At 69.2% G+C, this 17,624-nt stretch carries 16 protein-coding genes and 1 tRNA gene; 11 read left to right on the forward strand and 6 right to left on the reverse strand.

Annotation, left to right across the window (positions count from 1 at the left end):
• Nucleotides 1-11: 11 nt before the first annotated feature.
• Entirely contained in the window at nt 12-1,565 is a 1,554-nt protein-coding gene (locus ACWCRD_RS13745) for a beta-N-acetylhexosaminidase (RefSeq protein WP_450966051.1), read from the reverse strand.
• An 89-nt stretch (nt 1,566-1,654) separates the two neighbouring features.
• Between ACWCRD_RS13745 and ACWCRD_RS13750 the strand changes: the two genes are divergently transcribed.
• Nucleotides 1,655-2,518, forward strand: coding sequence for a DUF4429 domain-containing protein (locus ACWCRD_RS13750; protein ID WP_450966052.1), 864 nt, complete (start codon nt 1,655-1,657; stop codon nt 2,516-2,518).
• A 52-nt stretch (nt 2,519-2,570) separates the two neighbouring features.
• On the opposite strand, the gene ACWCRD_RS13755 is transcribed toward ACWCRD_RS13750, so the two are convergent.
• On the reverse strand, nt 2,571-4,136 hold the full coding sequence (locus ACWCRD_RS13755) for a fibronectin type III domain-containing protein (RefSeq protein ID WP_450966232.1): 1,566 nt from the start codon (nt 4,134-4,136) through the stop codon (nt 2,571-2,573).
• Nucleotides 4,137-4,313: 177 nt separating this feature from the next.
• Here ACWCRD_RS13755 and ACWCRD_RS13760 point away from each other — a divergent pair, with 177 nt between their 5' ends.
• Nucleotides 4,314-4,571 carry a hypothetical protein gene (locus ACWCRD_RS13760; protein WP_115908018.1) on the forward strand — a complete coding sequence of 86 codons (258 nt, stop codon included), beginning with the start codon at nt 4,314-4,316 and terminating at the stop codon, nt 4,569-4,571.
• Nucleotides 4,572-4,583: 12 nt separating this feature from the next.
• On the forward strand, nt 4,584-6,401 hold the full coding sequence (glmS, locus tag ACWCRD_RS13765) for a glutamine--fructose-6-phosphate transaminase (isomerizing) (RefSeq protein WP_450966053.1): 1,818 nt from the start codon (nt 4,584-4,586) through the stop codon (nt 6,399-6,401).
• A 286-nt stretch (nt 6,402-6,687) separates the two neighbouring features.
• Here the strand turns inward: glmS and ACWCRD_RS13770 are convergent, their stop codons facing one another.
• Nucleotides 6,688-7,254 (reverse strand): GPR1/FUN34/YaaH family transporter, encoded by a 567-nt coding sequence (locus ACWCRD_RS13770; RefSeq protein ID WP_115908016.1) that lies wholly within the window; start codon nt 7,252-7,254, stop codon nt 6,688-6,690.
• 150 nt (nt 7,255-7,404) lie between these two features.
• A complete protein-coding gene (locus tag ACWCRD_RS13775; RefSeq protein WP_115908015.1) occupies nt 7,405-7,932 on the reverse strand; it encodes a universal stress protein in 528 nt (175 codons plus the stop codon).
• A 335-nt stretch (nt 7,933-8,267) separates the two neighbouring features.
• Between ACWCRD_RS13775 and ACWCRD_RS13780 the strand changes: the two genes are divergently transcribed.
• The 5 genes from ACWCRD_RS13780 to ACWCRD_RS13800 all read left to right on the forward strand — a co-directional run bounded on the left by ACWCRD_RS13780 (nt 8,268) and on the right by ACWCRD_RS13800 (nt 11,672).
• On the forward strand, nt 8,268-8,600 hold the full coding sequence (locus ACWCRD_RS13780) for a hypothetical protein (protein ID WP_232646058.1): 333 nt from the start codon (nt 8,268-8,270) through the stop codon (nt 8,598-8,600).
• A 377-nt stretch (nt 8,601-8,977) separates the two neighbouring features.
• Nucleotides 8,978-10,213 (forward strand): helix-turn-helix domain-containing protein, encoded by a 1,236-nt coding sequence (locus tag ACWCRD_RS13785; RefSeq protein WP_123965339.1) that lies wholly within the window; start codon nt 8,978-8,980, stop codon nt 10,211-10,213.
• A 110-nt stretch (nt 10,214-10,323) separates the two neighbouring features.
• Entirely contained in the window at nt 10,324-10,926 is a 603-nt protein-coding gene (gene orn, locus ACWCRD_RS13790; protein WP_115908012.1) for an oligoribonuclease, read from the forward strand.
• 104 nt (nt 10,927-11,030) lie between these two features.
• Nucleotides 11,031-11,103, forward strand: a tRNA-His gene (locus tag ACWCRD_RS13795).
• Between the two features lie 65 nt (nt 11,104-11,168).
• Complete coding sequence (locus tag ACWCRD_RS13800) at nt 11,169-11,672, forward strand: GNAT family N-acetyltransferase (protein WP_450966054.1); 504 nt, start codon at nt 11,169-11,171, stop codon at nt 11,670-11,672.
• Here the strand turns inward: ACWCRD_RS13800 and ACWCRD_RS13805 are convergent.
• Nucleotides 11,661-12,452, reverse strand: a complete 792-nt coding sequence (locus ACWCRD_RS13805) for a serine/threonine protein kinase (RefSeq protein WP_450966055.1) — start codon at nt 12,450-12,452, stop codon at nt 11,661-11,663. The genes ACWCRD_RS13800 and ACWCRD_RS13805 overlap by 12 nt on opposite strands.
• A gap of 451 nt (nt 12,453-12,903) precedes the next feature.
• A complete protein-coding gene (locus ACWCRD_RS13810) occupies nt 12,904-13,944 on the reverse strand; it encodes a LacI family DNA-binding transcriptional regulator (protein ID WP_450966056.1) in 1,041 nt (346 codons plus the stop codon).
• Nucleotides 13,945-14,303: 359 nt separating this feature from the next.
• On the opposite strand from ACWCRD_RS13810, the gene ACWCRD_RS13815 reads away from it, so the two are divergent.
• The 3 genes from ACWCRD_RS13815 to ACWCRD_RS13825 are packed head-to-tail and all read left to right on the forward strand — an operon-like array spanning nt 14,304 to nt 17,544.
• On the forward strand, nt 14,304-15,629 hold the full coding sequence (locus ACWCRD_RS13815; protein ID WP_450966057.1) for an ABC transporter substrate-binding protein: 1,326 nt from the start codon (nt 14,304-14,306) through the stop codon (nt 15,627-15,629).
• Nucleotides 15,626-16,654 carry a carbohydrate ABC transporter permease gene (locus ACWCRD_RS13820; protein ID WP_450966058.1) on the forward strand — a complete coding sequence of 343 codons (1,029 nt, stop codon included), beginning with the start codon at nt 15,626-15,628 and terminating at the stop codon, nt 16,652-16,654. The genes ACWCRD_RS13815 and ACWCRD_RS13820 overlap by 4 nt, the downstream gene beginning before the upstream one ends.
• A complete protein-coding gene (locus tag ACWCRD_RS13825; protein WP_450966059.1) occupies nt 16,651-17,544 on the forward strand; it encodes a carbohydrate ABC transporter permease in 894 nt (297 codons plus the stop codon). Before ACWCRD_RS13820 ends, ACWCRD_RS13825 begins: the two co-directional genes overlap by 4 nt.
• The last annotated feature ends 80 nt before the right edge of the window (nt 17,545-17,624 follow it).

Raw genomic sequence — 17,624 nt, forward strand, 5'->3', positions numbered from 1 at the left:
GATCAGACGAATTACCAAGGAACCTGCGGCGACCGGTAGTAGCCGATCCCCAGCGCATCCCACCGTGCAGCCTGCGCAGCCAACCGCACCTTGTAGGCGTCCCAGTCGTGCGTGGACGCGGGCGACCAGCCGAGCTCGGCCGCGCCCGCGAGCCGCGGGAACACCATGGAGTCGATGTCGGCGTCCGTCACGATCGTCTCGGTCCACAGCGGCGCCTCGACGCCCCTGATCGCCGAACTTGGCGCTCCTGCAAGGTAGTTGCCGGGGTCCCAGTCGTACGACCGCTTCACCTCCACCAGTCCGGCCCAGTCCTGCCCGAGCGGGGTGTCCTCGGTGTACTTCATGTCCAGGTAGATCCGGTCGGCGGGCGAGAGGATCAGCCCGGTGCCGTTCTGCGCGGCCTTCGCGACCTGCGCCTTCTCCGCCGCGTCGGTGTCGTCCAGGCCCCAGTACTGCGCTATCGCCCCCTTGGCCGGGTGCGCGCCGGTGATCTGGTGCCAGGCGATCACCGTCTTGCCGTACTTGGCGACGACCGGCTGCACCCGGTCCATGAATCTGACGTAGTCCTCGTGGCTGGTGGAGTGCGCCTCGTCACCGCCGATGTGGAGATAGCGGCCGGGCGTGATCGCGGCCAGCTCACGGATGACGTCGTCCACGAAGTCGTATGTGACGTCCTTGCCGACGCACAGCGAGCTGAAGCCGACGTCGGTGCCGGTGTAGAGCGGGGGCGCCGTGCCGTTGCAGTTCAGGTCGGCGTACGAGGCGAGGGCCGCGTTGGTGTGGCCGGGCATGTCGATCTCGGGGACGACCTCCAGATAGCGGGAGGCGGCGTACCGCACGATCTCCTGGTAGTCGGCCTTGGTGTAGTGACCGCCCTGGCCGCCGCCCACCTCCGTGGAGCCGCCGTAGGCCGCGAGCCGCGGCCAGGAGTCGATGGCGATGCGCCAGCCCTGGTCGTCGCTCAGGTGCAGGTGCAGCTTGTTGACCTTGTAGAGGGCCAACTCGTCGATGTAGCGCTTGACCTGGGCTACCGTGAAGAAGTGCCGGGCGACGTCGAGCATGGCGCCGCGGTACACGTAGCGCGGGCTGTCCGTGATCGTGCCGCCCGCGACCGCCCAGGGGCCGGGCTGTACGGACTTCCGCTCCACTGCGGGCGGCAGGAGCTGGCGCAGGGTCTGGACGCCGTGGAAGAGACCGGCGGGTTCGGCGGCGGTGATGGTGACGCCGTCACGGCCGCTGTCCAGGCGGTAGCCCTCCGCACCGAACGGGCCCTTGGACAGACGGAGTCGGATACCGCCGCCGCCGTGCGTCACCAGGGGCAGGACGTAGCCGGTGGACGGGCGCAGGATGCCCGCGAGGTACTCCCCGATCCGGCGGGCTTCGCGGGTGTCGTCCACGCGGATACGGGTGCCGCGCGTGATGCGGTACGGGGAGCCGCCCGGGGTGACCGATGCCGGGGCAGGGACCACCCGGTCGAGCGGAGTGGACTTCGGCGCCGGTGCCGCGGCCACCGTGAACGCGCCCGCCGCCGCCACGAGCAGCAGACATCCGAGAACACGAGCCATACGGGGAGCTGTTCTGTGCCGTCTCACATGCACTCCCTTCAGGATTGGTAGAGACCACTCTCTCGCAGATCCGATGAAACAATCCCCCCATGGCGGAAATCATCCAGAGGGACGGCACGTGGGTCTTCGACGGCGATGCCCTTCGGCTGACGCCCGGGCGGGACAGAAACGTCAGCCTGCTCCGCCGGACACTGGGTGAACTCGTCGTCCCGCTGGGCGCGTTGGCCGGGATCTCCTTCGAGCAGGGCAAGAAGACGGGGCGGCTGAGGCTGAGGCTGCGCGACGGCGCCGACCCCCTGCTGCACGCCTCCGGCGGACGGCTCATCGAGCCGAACGACCCCTACCAGCTGCTCGTCGAGTCGGACCGGTACGGAGTCGCGGAGTACTTCACGGACGAGGTGCGAGGCGCCCTGCTGCTCGACGAGGTCCCGTCCGACCCGGTGGACGCATACCTGCTTCCCGGCCCGTCCGTCCCGCTCTCCGTCTCCGCCGGGGACGGCACCGCGAGCTTCGACGGCGAGCAGATCCGCCTGGAGTGGAACTGGAAGACGGAGGACGCCAAGGCCGCCGCCGGCACCCGAACCCTGGCCGTCACCGACGTCGTCGCCGTGGAGTGGCAGCCCGCGGCCGGCCTGGAGAACGGGCATCTGCGGTTCACCGTACGGGGCGCGGACACCAAGGCACCGCCCAAGTACGACCCCAACTCGGTGGAGCTGTGGGGCTTCAAGAAGGACCCGCTGATGGCGCTGGTCGCGGCGGCCGTGCAGGCGCGACTGCCGCACCCCTCGGCGGCCCCCGTGGACGCAGGGCCGAAACAGCTGGAGGAGCCGCCCCGGGACGACCACGACGCACTGCTGCGGCGGCTGCGGGAACTGGGCGAGCTGCACCGCACGGGTGTCCTGACGGACGAGGAGTTCACCATGGCCAAACAGGCGGTCCTCAAGCGCCTGTAGCGCCGGTGAGGACCGCCTGTGACACGTACACCCTGCCGTCGGGGTGCACGCCCTACTTGGCCTTGCGTGCCACCGTGAAGTGGTCGATGCGGTCGCCGGTCTCGGCGATGCCCGACACCTTCAGCTTGGCGTAGTGGCCGCGCGGCGCGGGCTCGACGTCCACGCGCAGGAAGGAGTAGTTGAGGTAGCGCACCCGGGACCAGGCGACGGTCTCGTTGACCTTGCCGTCCTTGGTGTTGATGAACGAGGCCACGGAGTCGCGCTCGTTCAGGTGCCCCTCGTAGGAGTCCGGCGCGGAGAACGCGTACAGGCTGCGGCCCGCCGCACCCGCCGTCACATACACGACACCCTCGGTCTCGGGGTACGCGGTCGCGCCGATCGGCAGCTTCTTGGCGACCTTGTCACCCTTGATCACGTCGGTGCGCTCGTACTGGTGGTTGTGGCCGTTGATGACCAGGTCCACCGTGTACTTCTCGAACAGCGGCACCCACTCCTGGCGCACGCCCCCCTCCGAGGCGTGCGCGGTGGAGGTGCAGTAGGCGCAGTGGTGGAAGAACACGACGATGAAGTCGATGTCCTTCGACGCCCGGAACTTCTTCAGCTGCGCCTCGAACCACTTGGTCTGGGTGCCGCCGGAGATGCCGAGGTTGGCGGGGATCTCGTACGACACGTCGTTCGGGTCGAGCGAGATGATCGCGGTGTTGCCGTGGACGAAGGAGTAGACGCCCGGCAGGTTCGCCCTGTCCGGCCCGTTGTCGGGGAGCGTGAAGCGGGCCTCCTCGCCGCCGTAGCCGTTGGGCGAGTACCAGGCCTCCATGTCGTGGTTGCCGTAACTCACCATCCACGGCACGGACTTGGCGACCGACTCGGTCTGGGCGAGGAACTGGTCCCACACCCGCGAGTCGAAGCCGCTGTCGGCGGTCTTGCCCGCGCCGGCCGGGTCGGCGTAGGCGATGTCGCCGGCGTGCAGATGGAAGGACGGGTTCTGGCCGAGGATCAGGCTGTCGTTGGCCAGGCCGTGGTAGCTGACGCCCTGGTCGCCGAAGGCCGTGAAGGTGAACGGCTTCTTGTGCGAGGGCGCGGTGGTGAAGGTGCCCAGGGTGCCGACCAGGTGCGGCTCGGCCGGGTCGAAGCCCTGGTGGCCGACGCCGTAGTAGTACGTCTTCCCCGGGCGCAGGTGGGTGAGCTTGGCGTGGATGTAGTACTGCGTGTGGTCGCCGCTGGCGCCGACACCGGCCGGGGTGTAGAGGCTGCGGACCTCGGCCTCGATCTTGCGGGAGAGGTCCCAGGGGTGGGCGCCGATGCGGATGAAGGGCTTCTTCACCGCGACCGGCACCTGCCAGGAGACGGTCATCTCGGTGCTGGCGTCGTTGCCGTAGGCGAGGTGGCGGCCGAACGGGGCCACGAGCGAGCCGTCGACCGTCTCGGTGGCGGGCGCGGTGCGCTGCGTGGGGACGGCGGCCTGGGCCGCCGCACCCGGCACGAATGCGCCACCGGTGACGGCGCCGATCGTCACGGCGCCGCCTCTCATCAGGTTGCGCCGCGAGAATCTCGCGCGCAGGTACTCGTGCTGCTCGGCCATGCTCATGCGCTCGGCCAGCTGCTCCGGTACTCCCATACGAGGTATGTCCATGGCGTCTGAAACTCGTCGACTTGAGCAACGGGCCGCAGGACTCCGGATGGACAGCCTGCGAACAGAGGTTCACAAGAACATCAACAGTCACCATGACAGCCGGTTGCCCGATATCGGGCAGGATTCTTGCGAAACGGCCCTCGGTACCTCAGGATCTACCGGGTGCACGAGGAACTTGTCGATCACCTGACGCGGTCCACGCCCCTGAGCAGGGGCGAGGCACTGCGGGTGATCCAGGACGTGCTCGCCTACTTCGACGAGACGACCGAGGAGTACGTCCGTCGCCGCCACCGCGAGCTGCAGGCCCAGGGCCTGGTGAACGCGGAGATCTTCGAACGGATCGAGGCGGACCTGAAATACCGGGCGGTCGCGCCGCCGGAGCTTACGCTCAGGCAGTTGCGCCGCATCGTCTACGGCTAGGACTACGTATATATGTGCGGAATCGTCGGTTACATCGGGAAACGTGATGTGGCGCCCCTTCTGCTGGAGGGTCTGCAGCGGCTGGAATACCGCGGCTACGACTCGGCCGGCATCGTCGTGACCTCCCCCAAGGCGGCCGGCCTGAAGCTGGTCAAGGCCAAGGGGCGGGTCCGCGACCTGGAGGCCAAGGTCCCGGCCCGCTTCAAGGGCACGACCGGCATCGCCCACACCCGCTGGGCCACCCACGGCGCCCCCTCCGACGTGAACGCACACCCGCACCTGGACGCCGAGGGCAAGGTCGCGGTCGTCCACAACGGCATCATCGACAACGCCTCCGACCTGCGCCGCAAGCTGGAGGCGGACGGCGTCGAGTTCCTCTCCGAGACGGACACCGAGGTCCTCGTCCACCTCATCGCCCGCTCCCAGGCCGAGACCCTGGAGGAGAAGGTCCGCGAGACCCTCCGGGTCATCGAGGGCACGTACGGCATCGCGGTGATGCACGCCGACTTCCCGGACCGGATCGTGGTGGCCCGAAACGGCTCCCCGGTGGTCCTCGGCATCGGCGAGAAGGAGATGTTCGTCGCCTCGGACATCGCCGCCCTGGTCGCCCACACCCGGCAGATAGTGACTCTCGGCGACGGCGAGATGGCCACCCTCAAGGCCGACGACTTCCGCACCTACACGACGGAGGGCACCCGCACCACGGCGGAGCCCACCACCGTGGAGTGGGAGGCGGCGTCGTACGACATGGGCGGCCACGACACCTACATGCACAAGGAGGTCCACGAGCAGGCCGAAGCCGTGGACCGCGTGCTGCGCGGCCGCATCGACGACCGCTTCTCCACCGTCCACCTCGGCGGCCTCAACCTGGACGCCCGCGAGGCCCGGCAGATCCGCCGGGTGAAGATCCTCGGCTGCGGCACCTCGTACCACGCCGGCATGATCGGCGCCCAGATGATCGAGGAGCTGGCCCGCATCCCGGCGGACGCCGAGCCGGCCTCCGAGTTCCGCTACCGCAACGCGGTCGTGGACCCCGACACCCTCTACGTGGCCGTCTCCCAGTCCGGCGAGACCTACGACGTCCTCGCGGCCGTCCAGGAGCTGAAGCGCAAGGGCGCGCGGGTCTTCGGCATCGTGAACGTGGTCGGCTCGGCGATCGCCCGCGAGGCGGACGCCGGCATCTACGTCCACGCGGGCCCGGAGGTCTGCGTGGTCTCCACGAAGTGCTTCACCAACACGACGGTGGCCTTCGCCCTGCTCGCCCTGCACCTGGGCCGCACCCGCGACCTCTCGGTCCGCGACGGCAAGCGGATCATCGAGGGACTGCGCAAGCTCCCCGCCCAGATCACCGAGATCCTGGCGCAGGAGGAGGAGATCAAGAAGCTGGCCGAGCAGTACGCCGACGCCCGCTCGATGCTCTTCATCGGGCGCGTCCGGGGCTACCCGGTGGCCCGCGAGGCCTCCCTCAAGCTCAAGGAGGTCTCGTACATCCACGCCGAGGCCTACCCGGCCTCCGAGCTCAAGCACGGCCCCCTCGCCCTCATCGAGCCGGCCCTCCCCACGGTCGCGATCGTCCCCGACGACGACCTCCTGGAGAAGAACCGCGCCGCCATGGAGGAGATCAAGGCCCGCAGCGGCCGCATCCTCGCGGTGGCCCACCAGCACGAGGAGAAGGCCGACGAGACGATCGTCGTCCCGAAGAACGAGGACGAACTCGACCCCATCCTGATGGGCATCCCCCTCCAACTCCTCGCCTACCACACGGCCCTGGCCCTGGGCCGCGACATCGACAAGCCCAGGAACCTCGCAAAGTCGGTAACAGTCGAGTAGCAGGCGTCCGCCCCCCAGGACCGCCGGCAACTGCACGCTTTCAGGGCCGCGGGGAACCGCGCAACTTTTCGGGCCGCGGGCAACTGCACGCTTTCAGGGCCGCGGGGAACCGCGCAACTTTTCGGGCCGCGGGCAACTGCACGCTTTCAGGGGCGCGGGGAACTGCGCGAGCAACCACAACGCACCCGCAGAGGCCAGACAACAGAACGGACCCCCACGTGCCGCCACCAAGGCACGGGGGGTCCGCCCCATTCGCCGGGGGCCGCCCAACCCCCGGCCTGCGCAGCTAGCCGGTAGCCGTCACGCCCCGACCGGCAGCACGCCGCGGAAGCACCGTCGGCCAGTGAGCCAGCGCCGCGGTAGCCGCGTACCAGGCAACCGCCCCCGCTGCCACGGCGAACCAGCCACCCACCTTCGCCAGCGACCCGCTCGTCGCGAACTGCGCGATGGCGAGAAGCACCAGCGAGACGAAGAACAACCCGTACGTACCCTGCGTGAGTTGATCCCCGCCCGCGAGGGTCAACGTCAGGGCCACGAGGGCGAACAGGGCCAGGAACAGCCCCGCCGCGTTGGCGGACATCGAGTTGCCGGCCGTCACGGCCCAGGTGAACCACAGCGCACCGAGCGCCGAGTACGCCGTCCCGTTGACGGAGTCACCGTCACGGAAGGCGAGGAGTCCGGCGACGAAGAGCGCAACGCCGCCTACGTAGTGGGCCAGTGAGACGGCGTCAGCGGCCGACACGCCATTGATCACGTGGGTGTATCCGAGTCCGAACGCCAACAGGGTGATACCCAGGGCGAGTCGGCCGACCACGGTAGTGGTTCCGCTTCCCGCGGAGACGTCGTTGTCCACGGCGGGCTCCCTTCATGCATGTGCAGTTGTGCGGTGACCGATATATGCCCTTCACAAAGGCACAAACACCTCTACGCGCGAGTAGATTTGCGCGCTGCACAAACGAGGGAGGCCGTTCCCGGATCGCATCTCACCTGGGAGAACGAGGAGTTACGGAATGACAACGACGGGCCGCTTCGCCCGCTTGGCGAGCCGCCCCGCGACGGAGCCGAAAATCCGCCCCACGATGCCCTGTGTGGAGCCGACGACGATCGCGTCCGCCTCGTACTCCCGCCCCACCTCTTCGAGTTCGTGGCAGATGTCGCCACCGCGCTCGACCAGGATCCAGGGCACCTCGGCCAGATAGTCCGCACAGGCCAGCTCGAGCCCCAGCACCTCGGTGCGGTGGTCCGGAACGTCGACGAAGACCGGTGGCTCGCAGCCGGCCCACACCGTGGTGGGCAGCCGGTTGGCGACGTGCACGATGATCAGGCCCGATCCGGAACGATGGGCCATGCCGATCGCATAGGCGAGGGCGCGCTCACTGGACGTGGACCCGTCGAAGCCGACGACCACGCCGTGCTTGAAGGCTGGATCGCAGGAATGGCGTGGCTCTTCGGCCGCCTGGGGCTCGGCCGCCGTGGGATCGGCGACGGGGCGCTTGCGGTCCGCGGGTTCGAAGAATTCGTGACCGGCCATGGCTGTCTCGGCGTTTTGATCCTTTATGGGAGGGCCCGCGAGCGGGGCTCGCTGAACGGATGCAGCATGTGCGGCGGAGCTGTGTCCGGGAATCATCTTCCCAACCCCATACCCCCAAGGGTACGGCGGCACGCCTCCTTAGCCCAGATCCCGCCCACCCTGCGTGGGGGTTCCAGGGAGCATGCACGAGGGTGCGCCCGTAACGCAATGGTTGCTGCGCTGTACAGGCGGTTTGCACGGGGTTCACTTGCCCGGGGGCCTACGACGGCGGGCGTACAGTGACCGCCCGGTCGAACACGCGTTGAACACCGAGACCCAGGCCCCAGGGAGCACGCATGTCCGGACCGCACCCCACCCCCGAGACTCCCCGCGCGACCGCCCCACCCCAGGACACCGTGACCGATGTCGTCCGATGGGCGGCGTTCAGCTGTGTCCTCGTCCCCGTGGTCCTTCTCTGGTACGGCACCTCGCTCGCCGGTGCCGCGGGCACGGCGTTCGGTCTCGCCGCCGTCACCGCGGTGTGCCGGCTGCTGCTGCGCCAGTCCGAACGGGTGGCGGCCCGCCCGCCGAGCGAGGATCACACCTCCCGTCGGGGCCGCCACCACAGGAGCGGCACGGGTGCTCACAGAGGCAGGCGTCACACTGGGGGAAGCACACCGGTCGGCTGACCGGTTTCCGCGCACGCGTCCGATGCTTTTCAGCCAACTTCCGGACCCCGCGCCTCCCTTGCCCCGACCACCCCCAAACCCTCGTTCCACCTGCAGAGAAAGGGGCGCGGGGGCCCCGTCTACCCTACGTGGATTGGCCACTGCGACAAGGCGCACTTCCCTGCACGGCCCGCGAGTGCAACGCTTCGTGATCGAATGCTTCACGCCAAGTTGCCATGTCGACAATGTGCCGGTTGGCGAACTGGTCACACCGGCACCTTGCGACACAGTAGATTCGATCTTGATGTCTTACGGCGGGGGACTCGTGCAGGACCGAGGGGAAACGTGCAGGAGCGACACAACCGAGGAGCCGCGACCACCGAGGGGGGCTTAGCAGTATGAGCCACGACTCCACTGCCGCGCCGGAAGCCGCGGCCCGGAAGCTTTCCGGGCGACGCCGCAAGGAGATCGTCGCGGTGCTGCTGTTCAGCGGCGGCCCCATCTTCGAGAGTTCCATACCGCTGTCGGTGTTCGGGATCGACCGCCAGGACGCCGGCGTGCCGCGCTACCGACTGCTGGTGTGCGGCGGCGAGGAAGGCCCACTGCGGACCACAGGGGGCCTGGAACTCACCGCGCCACATGGCCTGGAGGCGATATCGCGCGCCGGCACGGTCGTCGTACCGGCCTGGCGCTCGATCACGTCTCCGCCGCCGGAGGAGGCGCTCGACGCACTGCGCCGGGCGCACGAGGAGGGCGCCCGCATAGTCGGGCTGTGCACCGGCGCCTTCGTGCTCGCGGCGGCGGGCCTGCTGGACGGCCGCCCCGCGACCACCCACTGGATGTACGCACCGACGCTGGCCAAGCGCTACCCGTCGGTGCACGTCGATCCGAGAGAGCTCTTCGTCGACGACGGCGACGTGCTGACCTCCGCCGGTACGGCGGCCGGGATCGACCTCTGTCTCCACATCGTGCGGACGGACCACGGCAACGAGGCGGCGGGCGCACTGGCCCGGCGTCTGGTCGTACCGCCGCGCCGGTCGGGCGGTCAGGAGCGCTACCTCGATCGATCTTTACCGGAGGAGATCGGCGCCGACCCGCTCGCGGAGGTCGTCGCCTGGGCGCTGGAGCACCTCCACGAGCAGTTCGACGTGGAGACCCTCGCCGCGCGTGCGTACATGAGCCGGCGCACCTTCGACCGCCGGTTCCGCTCGCTCACCGGCAGCGCCCCGCTGCAGTGGCTGATCACCCAGCGGGTGCTGCAGGCTCAGCGGCTGCTCGAGACGTCGGACTACTCGGTGGACGAGGTCGCGGGCCGCTGCGGCTTCCGTTCGCCGGTGGCCCTGCGCGGCCACTTCCGCCGTCAGCTGGGGTCGTCCCCGGCGGCCTACCGTGCCGCGTACCGCGCTCGCCGTCCGCAGGGCGACAAGCCGGCCGACATGGAGGGTGCGGCCGGAGCGCCGGGGCCCGCGCCCCTGCTGCATCCGGAGGGGCCGGTTCCGCTGCAGAGCCGGCGCGCGGCGGCGAGTGCCGTCGGATCGGGTGCGTCGCTTTCCGCCGCAGCCGCGGCGGAGAACGGCCGCGAGGCCTATGTGACGAGCCGGGCGAGCCTGCCGGGGCAGCGCAGCGGTACGTGACGTCGAGGAGGGGACGGGTGACCGAGGCCACCCGCCCCCTCCTCCCGTACCCCTGCTCCTTCGAACACCCGAGGGGCCGATTTTGGGGGCGCCAGCCTTAGGGTGGTCGCATGAACGATCGCATGGTGTGGATCGACTGCGAGATGACCGGCCTCTCGCTGTCCGACGACGCTCTCATCGAGGTGGCCGCCCTCGTCACCGACTCCGAGCTGAACATCCTCGGCGAGGGTGTCGACATCGTCATCCGTCCGCCGTCCAAGGCACTGGAGACGATGCCGGAGGTGGTGCGTCAGATGCACACCGCGTCCGGGCTGCTGGACGAACTCGCCGGCGGCACGACGGTGGCCGACGCGGAGGAACAGGTCCTCGCCTATGTCCGCGAACACGTCAAGGAACCCGGCAAGGCCCCGCTGTGCGGCAACTCGGTCGGCACCGACCGCGGCTTCCTGCTCCGCGACATGCCGACGCTCGAGGACTATCTCCACTACCGGATCGTCGACGTGTCGAGCGTCAAGGAGCTGGCGCGGCGCTGGTACCCGCGGGCCTACTTCAACAGCCCCGAGAAGAACGGCAACCACCGCGCACTCGCCGACATCCGCGAGTCCATCGCGGAACTGCGGTACTACCGCGAGGCGATCTTCGTGCCGCAGCCCGGCCCCGACTCCGACACCGCGAGGTCGATCGCCGCGAAGCACGTCCTGCCTGCGGAGTAACGCCTCCGAGGGGGCGCCGTAAAAGGCGTGCGCGAGCACCCCTTCGGACCCTGTACACTTTTTCTCGGCCGGTCGGAAAACCACGAAGTAGACCGCCGGTCGTGGTGGGTGTAGCTCAGCTGGTAGAGCACCTGGTTGTGGTCCAGGATGTCGCGGGTTCGAGTCCCGTCACTCACCCTGAGTAATCAGCCGGTGACCCTGAGAAGGGGTCACCGGCTGATTCGTTTTCCGGGAGGCCGCCCGTGCCCGTGTACGCCGACACCATCGGCACTCCACGCCTCGACCTGCTCCCCCTCCGCGTCTCGCACGCCGACGAGATGGCCACCGTCCTCTGCGACCCGGCACTGCACACCTTCATCGGCGGCAGCCCCTTGTCCCCCGCTGCCCTGCGCGTCCGCTACGAACGCCTCGTCGCCGGCTCCCCCGATCCCTCCGTCTCCTGGTGCAACTGGGTGCTGCGGGAAAGGGAGGAGTCCCGGCTGGTGGGGACCGTCCAGGCAACGGTCACCGGGTCGGTCGCGGAGATCGCCTGGGTCGTCGGCACCCCCTGGCAGGGGCGTGGGTTCGCCTCGGAGGCGGCGCGCGGACTGGTCGGCCGGTTGCGCCAACAGCCCATACGTACGGTCCTCGCGCACATCCATCCCGAGCACGTCGCCTCCGCGGCCGTGGCCCGGGCGGCCGGGCTCCTCCCGACGGACGAGGAACAGGACGGCGAGCAGCGCTGGCGGCTCTCGCTACCCCGCTGACGTCGCCGCCCGCCACGCCGCCGCCAACTCCCGTACGCCCGCGAACCGTTCACCCGGATCCGCCCGCGTCCCCCGCTCCACCACCGCCAGCTGCGCCGCCGTACCCCGCCAGGCGCGCTCGTCGTCACCGGCGTCCAGGAGGAGACGGGCCGTGCGGGCCAGGACATGGACGGTGGTGCGGATGTCGATGACCGAACCCCGCTGCCACTCCTCCGGGGCCATGAAGCGGCGCGATCCCGGGAGCCGGGCGTCCGTCAGGACGAAGGGACCGGGGCGGTACTCGTCGAGGTCGATGAGGCACAGGTCATCGGCGTCGAAGTCGAAGAGGAAGGCGCCGTCGTAGAGATCGACCGCGACGTGTCCCGCCGCCTCCACGGCCAGGTGGGCATCGAGGACGCGGTCCAGGGCGCGCAGCACGCGGGGCACGGGAAGGGCGCGGAAGCGGGAGCGGGCGGTGGTGCCGTACAGGGGTTCGCCCCCGCACCAGGGCATCACGGTCGCCGTACGACCGCTCGCTCGTACGGCGAAGCGGTGAAGCTGGGGAACGATCACGGGATGGCGTACCGCCCGATGAAAGGCCCAGGCCCGGTCCAGGGACCGCTGGGCCCGCTCGGTCACCGCCTCCTTGACGAACCACCGCTCCCCCTCCGGGAGGAGCACCCCGTACGACACACAGCCCGAGTCCTGCTCACGAAAGACCCGGAACACCTCACCCACCGTACGGAGATACGACTCGACGACGGCAACCTCGCGAACGCCCAGCAGCGGATGGGGAGTCATGACCGCCAGCATGCGCGCCCGAGCGAGGAAGGACCGCTCATTTTCCAACCGCGGAACCCGAACGAGGCGGTGCCCCGAGCCGCGGCGGGACCCGCGGCCTCGGGCCCCGCGTACGCGGCCTTTGACCACGCCTGGACGCCGATGCGGTGGCATCCCAAGTCGCGACGCTTCGAAACCGCAGGCACCGCGAACCCATACGGCCCTCGCCCCTTCGCCCCGCCGACGCGCATCCTGAACGGACCCACACCGGCCAGTGACCACGGCCGACACACCGGCCCACCTGACGGAACATGCCTGCACACCGACGCGACGGCGTCCCGAGCTCCGGTGGCCCCGCTCCCGCACGCGACCCCACCACGGCCACAAACACGGCCCTCGCGGCTCGCCAGCCCCCTTCGCCCCCGCGGTCGACCTCCCCGGACAGGCCGGACGCCGTAGGACCGAGTCGCGGTCAGGAAGACGTGCGCGGTACCAGTTCCGTTGCCAGGACCACCTGGCGGCGTTCCAGGTCGCGGGAGACGGCCGGGCGGCGGTCGGCGATTTCGCTGAGGAGGAGGTCGATCATGCGGCGGCCCATCTCCTCGATGGGCTGGCGGACGCTGGTGAGGGGCGGGTCCATGTGGCGGGCGATGGCCGAGTCGTCGTAGCCGACCAGCGCCACGTCGTCGGGGATGCGGCGGCCCTCCTCGCGCAGGACCTGGCGGGCGCCCGCCGCCATCACGTCGGAGCCCGCGAAGACCGCGTCCAGGTCCGGGCACCGGCCGAGCAGCTTCGTCATCGCCCGGCGGCCGCCCTCCTCGGTGAAGTCGCCGGTCTCGATGAGGAGTTCGTCGACCTCCTGGCCCGCGTCGCTCAGGGCGTCACGGTAGCCGTCGACGCGGCGCTGGGCGCCGTAGACGTCGAGGCGGCCGGTGATGTGGGCTATCTTGCGGCGGCCCCTGGAGAGCAGGTGCTCCACCGCCGAGCGGCCGCCGCCGTAGTTGTCCGAGTCCACCGAGGTCAGGGTCTCGGCGGCCGACCGGGGGCCGCTGATCACGGCGGGGATCTCCAGCTGCGCGAGCAGGTCGGGCAGCGGGTCGTCCGCGTGCACCGAGACCAGCAGGACGCCGTCCACACGGTGCGCGGCCAGGTACTGCGCGAGCCTCCTGCGCTCCCTGTCGCTGCCCGCGAAGATCAGCAGGAGCTGCATCTCCGTGTCGGAGATCTCGGCGCCGACGCCCTTCAGCATGTCCGAGAAGTACGGCTCCGCGAAGAAACGAGTCTCCGGCTCGGGGACGACGAGGGCGATCGCGTCCGTGCGGTTCGCCGCGAGGGCGCGAGCGGCCGTGTTGGGGACGTACCCGAGTTCGGCCACCGCCGCCTCGACCGCCGCGCGGGTCGCGTCGCTGACCCGGGGCGAGCCGTTGATCACGCGGGAGACCGTGCCGCGGCCCACGCCCGCGCGCGCGGCGACCTCTTCGAGGGTGGGCCGACCACCGCTCCGGCTCCGCATTTGGCTCCGCCCTTTCCGCCGTTACTGCAGCTGGCCTGGAATCTAACAGTCCCGGGGCATCAGTGACCGTCCCTGGGGGCTCCCGCTCCCAGACCCCGCGCCCGGCTGGAAAACCCGACCGGTACCGGACTCCTTTCATCCAGTTAACAGCCCGATAACTGAACACATCTCGCCACGCCGACTCCCTTGACACCCTCGCTCGAACCGGCGAACCTTCAACACATCACTTGTGGGAGCGCTCCCACAGTACCTGACACATACACATCCCGCACGTTCCCCGCCCGAGCCGCAGCGTGTAGAACGGGCCCAACAATGCAGTTGGCCGGGGGGTCGGCACGTCAGGCAACAGGAGGACGCAAATGGGCACGAGTACCCGACGGTCCCGCAGGCTGATGGCCCTCGCGGCCGTGGCCGCGCTGACCACGGGGCTGCTGGCCGGCTGCTCCAAGGACTCGGACAACAGCTCGTCGAACGACAGCGGCGGCAACAGCAAGGGCAAGACCACACTGACCATCGGCACCTTCGGTGTGTTCGGCTACAAGCAGGCCGGTCTCTACGACGAGTACATGAAGCTGCACCCGAACATCAGCATCAAGGAGAACGTCACCACCCGTACCGACGTGTACTGGCCGAAGGTCCTCACCCGGCTGCAGGCGGGCTCCGGCACCGACGACATCCAGGCGATCGAGGTCGGCAACATCACCGAGGCCGTGCAGACGCAGGGCGCCAAGTTCGTCGATCTCGGCAAGGAGGTCGACAAGTCCCAGTGGCTGGACTGGAAGAACGCCCAGGCCACCACCAAGGACGGCAAGCTGATCGGACTCGGCACCGACGTCGGCCCGATGGCGATCTGCTACCGCAAGGACCTGTTCAAGAAGGCCGGCCTGGAGACGGACCGCACCAAGCTCGCCGCGCAGTGGAAGGGCGACTGGGCCAAGTACGTCGACGTCGGCAAGCAGTACATGAAGAAGGCGCCCAGCGGCACCAAGTTCGTGGACTCGGCCTCCTCCGTCTACAACGCGGCCCTCGGCGGCGCGAGCGAGCGCTACTACGACAAGAGCAGCGGCCAGGTCGTCTGGGACAAGTCCGACGGCGTGAAGAAGGCCTGGGACGTCGCGATGTCGGTGGCGACCAGCAACATGTCGGCGAAGCTGAAGCAGTTCGACAAGCCGTGGGACCAGGGCTACGCCAACGGCACCTTCGCCACGGTGGCCTGCCCGGCCTGGATGATCGGCTACATCGAGCAGAAGTCCGGTGACTCCGGCAAGGGCAACTGGGACGTCGCCGCCGCCCCGACCGCGTCCAACTGGGGCGGCTCCTTCCTCGGCGTGCCGACGGCGGGCAAGCACCAGAAGGAGGCCATCGCCCTGGCGAAGTGGCTGACCGCGCCCGAGCAGCAGGCGAAGGTCTTCGCCAAGCAGGCCAGCTTCCCGTCGACCCCGTCGGCGTACGCGAACCTGAAGCCGGCCGCGGACACCCTGGCGTACTTCTCGAACGCACCGATCACCCAGATCTTCGCCGACTCGGCGAAGACCATCCCGAGCCAGTACTTCGGCATCAAGGACCAGCCCATCAACACCGCCATCACCGACGTGGGCATCCTCCAGGTCGAGCAGAAGGGCAAGAGCCCCTCGCAGGGCTGGGACGCGGCCAAGAACGAGATCAAGGACGTGCTCGGCCAGTGAGCAGCTCCAAGCAGGCACTCGCGCATCCCGCGTCGAGCGCCGAGGCCGCGCCCGGCACCCCGCCGGGCGCGGCCCGGGGCGCTCACGGTCGCGGTACGCCACCCCCGGGCGCCGACTCCTGGCGCAGCCGGCTGTACCGCTGGGACATGAAGGCGTCGCCGTACGCGTTCATCGCCCCCTTCTTCATCATCTTCGGGGCGTTCTCGCTGGTCCCGCTGCTGTACACGGCCTGGTACTCGCTGCACGACGTGCAGCTGTCCTCACTGGACACCCAGACCTGGGCGGGCCTGGACAACTACAAGAACCTGCTCAGCTCGGACTTCTTCTGGAACGCGCTGAAGAACACCTTCACCATCGGTGTGATCTCGACCGTGCCGCAGCTGATGGCCGCGATCGGGCTCGCCCACCTGCTCAACTACCGGCTGCGCGGCTCGACCGTCTGGCGGGTCGTGATGCTCACCCCCTACGCCACCTCGGTGGCGGCGGCGACGCTCGTCTTCACGCTGCTGTACTCCTGGGACGGCGGCATGATCAACTGGTTCCTGCACTTCGTGGGGATCGGCCCGGTCAACTGGCGTGAGTCCGACTGGGGTTCGCAGTTCGCGGTGTCGTCGATCGTGATCTGGCGGTGGACCGGCTACAACGCGCTGATCTACCTGGCGGCGATGCAGGCGATCCCGGTCGACCTGTACGAGTCGGCGGCGCTCGACGGCGCCAACCGCTGGCAGCAGTTCCGGCACGTGACGATCCCGCAGCTCAGGCCCACCATCCTGTTCACGGTGGTGGTCTCCACGATCGGCGCGACCCAGCTCTTCGGTGAGCCCCTGCTGTTCGGCGGGGTCAGCGGCTCCAAGGGCGGCTCCGAGCACCAGTACCAGACGCTCGGCCTGTACATGTACGACCAGGGCTGGATCATCGGCAACCTCGGCAAGGCGTCCGCGATCGCCTGGTCGATGTTCCTGATCCTGCTGATCGTCGCCGTGATCAACATGCTGTTCACCCGACGCCTGAGGAAGTCCCAATGACCACCAGTGAACTGACGTTGCCTCAGGCGCGACCGAAGAAGGACCGTTCCCGTCGGGTGATGGGCGCGGGCAAGCAGCTGCACGCGGGCCCCGTGACGTACGTCGTACTGACGGTCTTCGCGCTGGTCTCGCTGGCGCCCCTGGTGTGGACGGCGGTCGCGGCCTCGCGCACCGACCGGCGGCTGGCCGAGACTCCGCCGCCCCTGTGGTTCGGCGGGAACCTGTTCAAGAACCTGCAGGCAGCCTGGGACCAGGCCGGCATGGGCACCGCGATGTTCAACAGCACGGTCGTCGCGGGCACCATCACCGTCGCCACGGTGCTGTTCTCCACGCTCGCCGGCTTCGCCTTCGCCAAGCTGCGGTTCCGGTTCTCCAACGTGCTGCTGCTGCTGACGATCGGCACGATGATGATCCCGCCGCAGCTGGCCGTCGTACCGCTGTATCTGTGGATGAGCAACCTGGGCTGGTCGAACCAGTTGCAGACGGTCATCCTGCCGACGCTGGTGACGGCCTTCGGTACGTTCTTCATGCGGCAGTACCTGGTGCAGGCGCTGCCCACCGAGCTGATCGAGGCGGCCCGGGTGGACGGGGCGAGCAGCCTGAGAGTCGTCTGGCACGTGGTCTTCCCCGCGGCCCGCCCCGCGATGGCCGTGCTCGGCCTGCTGACCTTCGTGTTCGCCTGGAACGACTTCCTGTGGCCGATCATCGCCCTCAACCAGCAGAACCCGACCGTGCAGGTCGCCCTCAACTCGCTCGGCACCGGTTATGTGCCCGACCAGGCGGTGATCATGGCGGGCGCGCTGCTGGGCACGCTGCCGCTGCTGATCGCGTTCATCCTGTTCGGCAAGCAGATCGTGGGCGGCATCATGCAGGGCGCGATCAAGGGCTGACGGCTCCTCACTCCGGTTCTGCCGTACGTCGTCGTACGTCCCCTCGGGGCCGAGCCGGCGCCGCCTCGGCCCCCTCCCCT

This window comes from Streptomyces sp. NPDC002092, from assembly GCF_053593775.1.

What these genes read in the sequence shown, in the direction of transcription:
- ACWCRD_RS13815 (WP_450966057.1), top strand. Translation starts at nt 14,304, where the DNA reads ATGGGCACGAGTACCCGACGGTCCCGCAGGCTGATGGCCCTCGCGGCC.
- ACWCRD_RS13750 (WP_450966052.1), top strand. Translation starts at nt 1,655, where the DNA reads ATGGCGGAAATCATCCAGAGGGACGGCACGTGGGTCTTCGACGGCGAT.
- ACWCRD_RS13785 (WP_123965339.1), top strand. Translation starts at nt 8,978, where the DNA reads ATGAGCCACGACTCCACTGCCGCGCCGGAAGCCGCGGCCCGGAAGCTT.
- ACWCRD_RS13810 (WP_450966056.1), bottom strand. Translation starts at nt 13,944, where the DNA reads ATGCGGAGCCGGAGCGGTGGTCGGCCCACCCTCGAAGAGGTCGCCGCG.
- ACWCRD_RS13775 (WP_115908015.1), bottom strand. Translation starts at nt 7,932, where the DNA reads ATGGCCGGTCACGAATTCTTCGAACCCGCGGACCGCAAGCGCCCCGTC.
- ACWCRD_RS13825 (WP_450966059.1), top strand. Translation starts at nt 16,651, where the DNA reads ATGACCACCAGTGAACTGACGTTGCCTCAGGCGCGACCGAAGAAGGAC.
- glmS (WP_450966053.1), top strand. Translation starts at nt 4,584, where the DNA reads ATGTGCGGAATCGTCGGTTACATCGGGAAACGTGATGTGGCGCCCCTT.
- ACWCRD_RS13745 (WP_450966051.1), bottom strand. Translation starts at nt 1,565, where the DNA reads ATGGCTCGTGTTCTCGGATGTCTGCTGCTCGTGGCGGCGGCGGGCGCG.
- ACWCRD_RS13780 (WP_232646058.1), top strand. Translation starts at nt 8,268, where the DNA reads ATGTCCGGACCGCACCCCACCCCCGAGACTCCCCGCGCGACCGCCCCA.
- ACWCRD_RS13805 (WP_450966055.1), bottom strand. Translation starts at nt 12,452, where the DNA reads ATGACTCCCCATCCGCTGCTGGGCGTTCGCGAGGTTGCCGTCGTCGAG.
- ACWCRD_RS13755 (WP_450966232.1), bottom strand. Translation starts at nt 4,136, where the DNA reads ATGGGAGTACCGGAGCAGCTGGCCGAGCGCATGAGCATGGCCGAGCAG.
- orn (WP_115908012.1), top strand. Translation starts at nt 10,324, where the DNA reads ATGAACGATCGCATGGTGTGGATCGACTGCGAGATGACCGGCCTCTCG.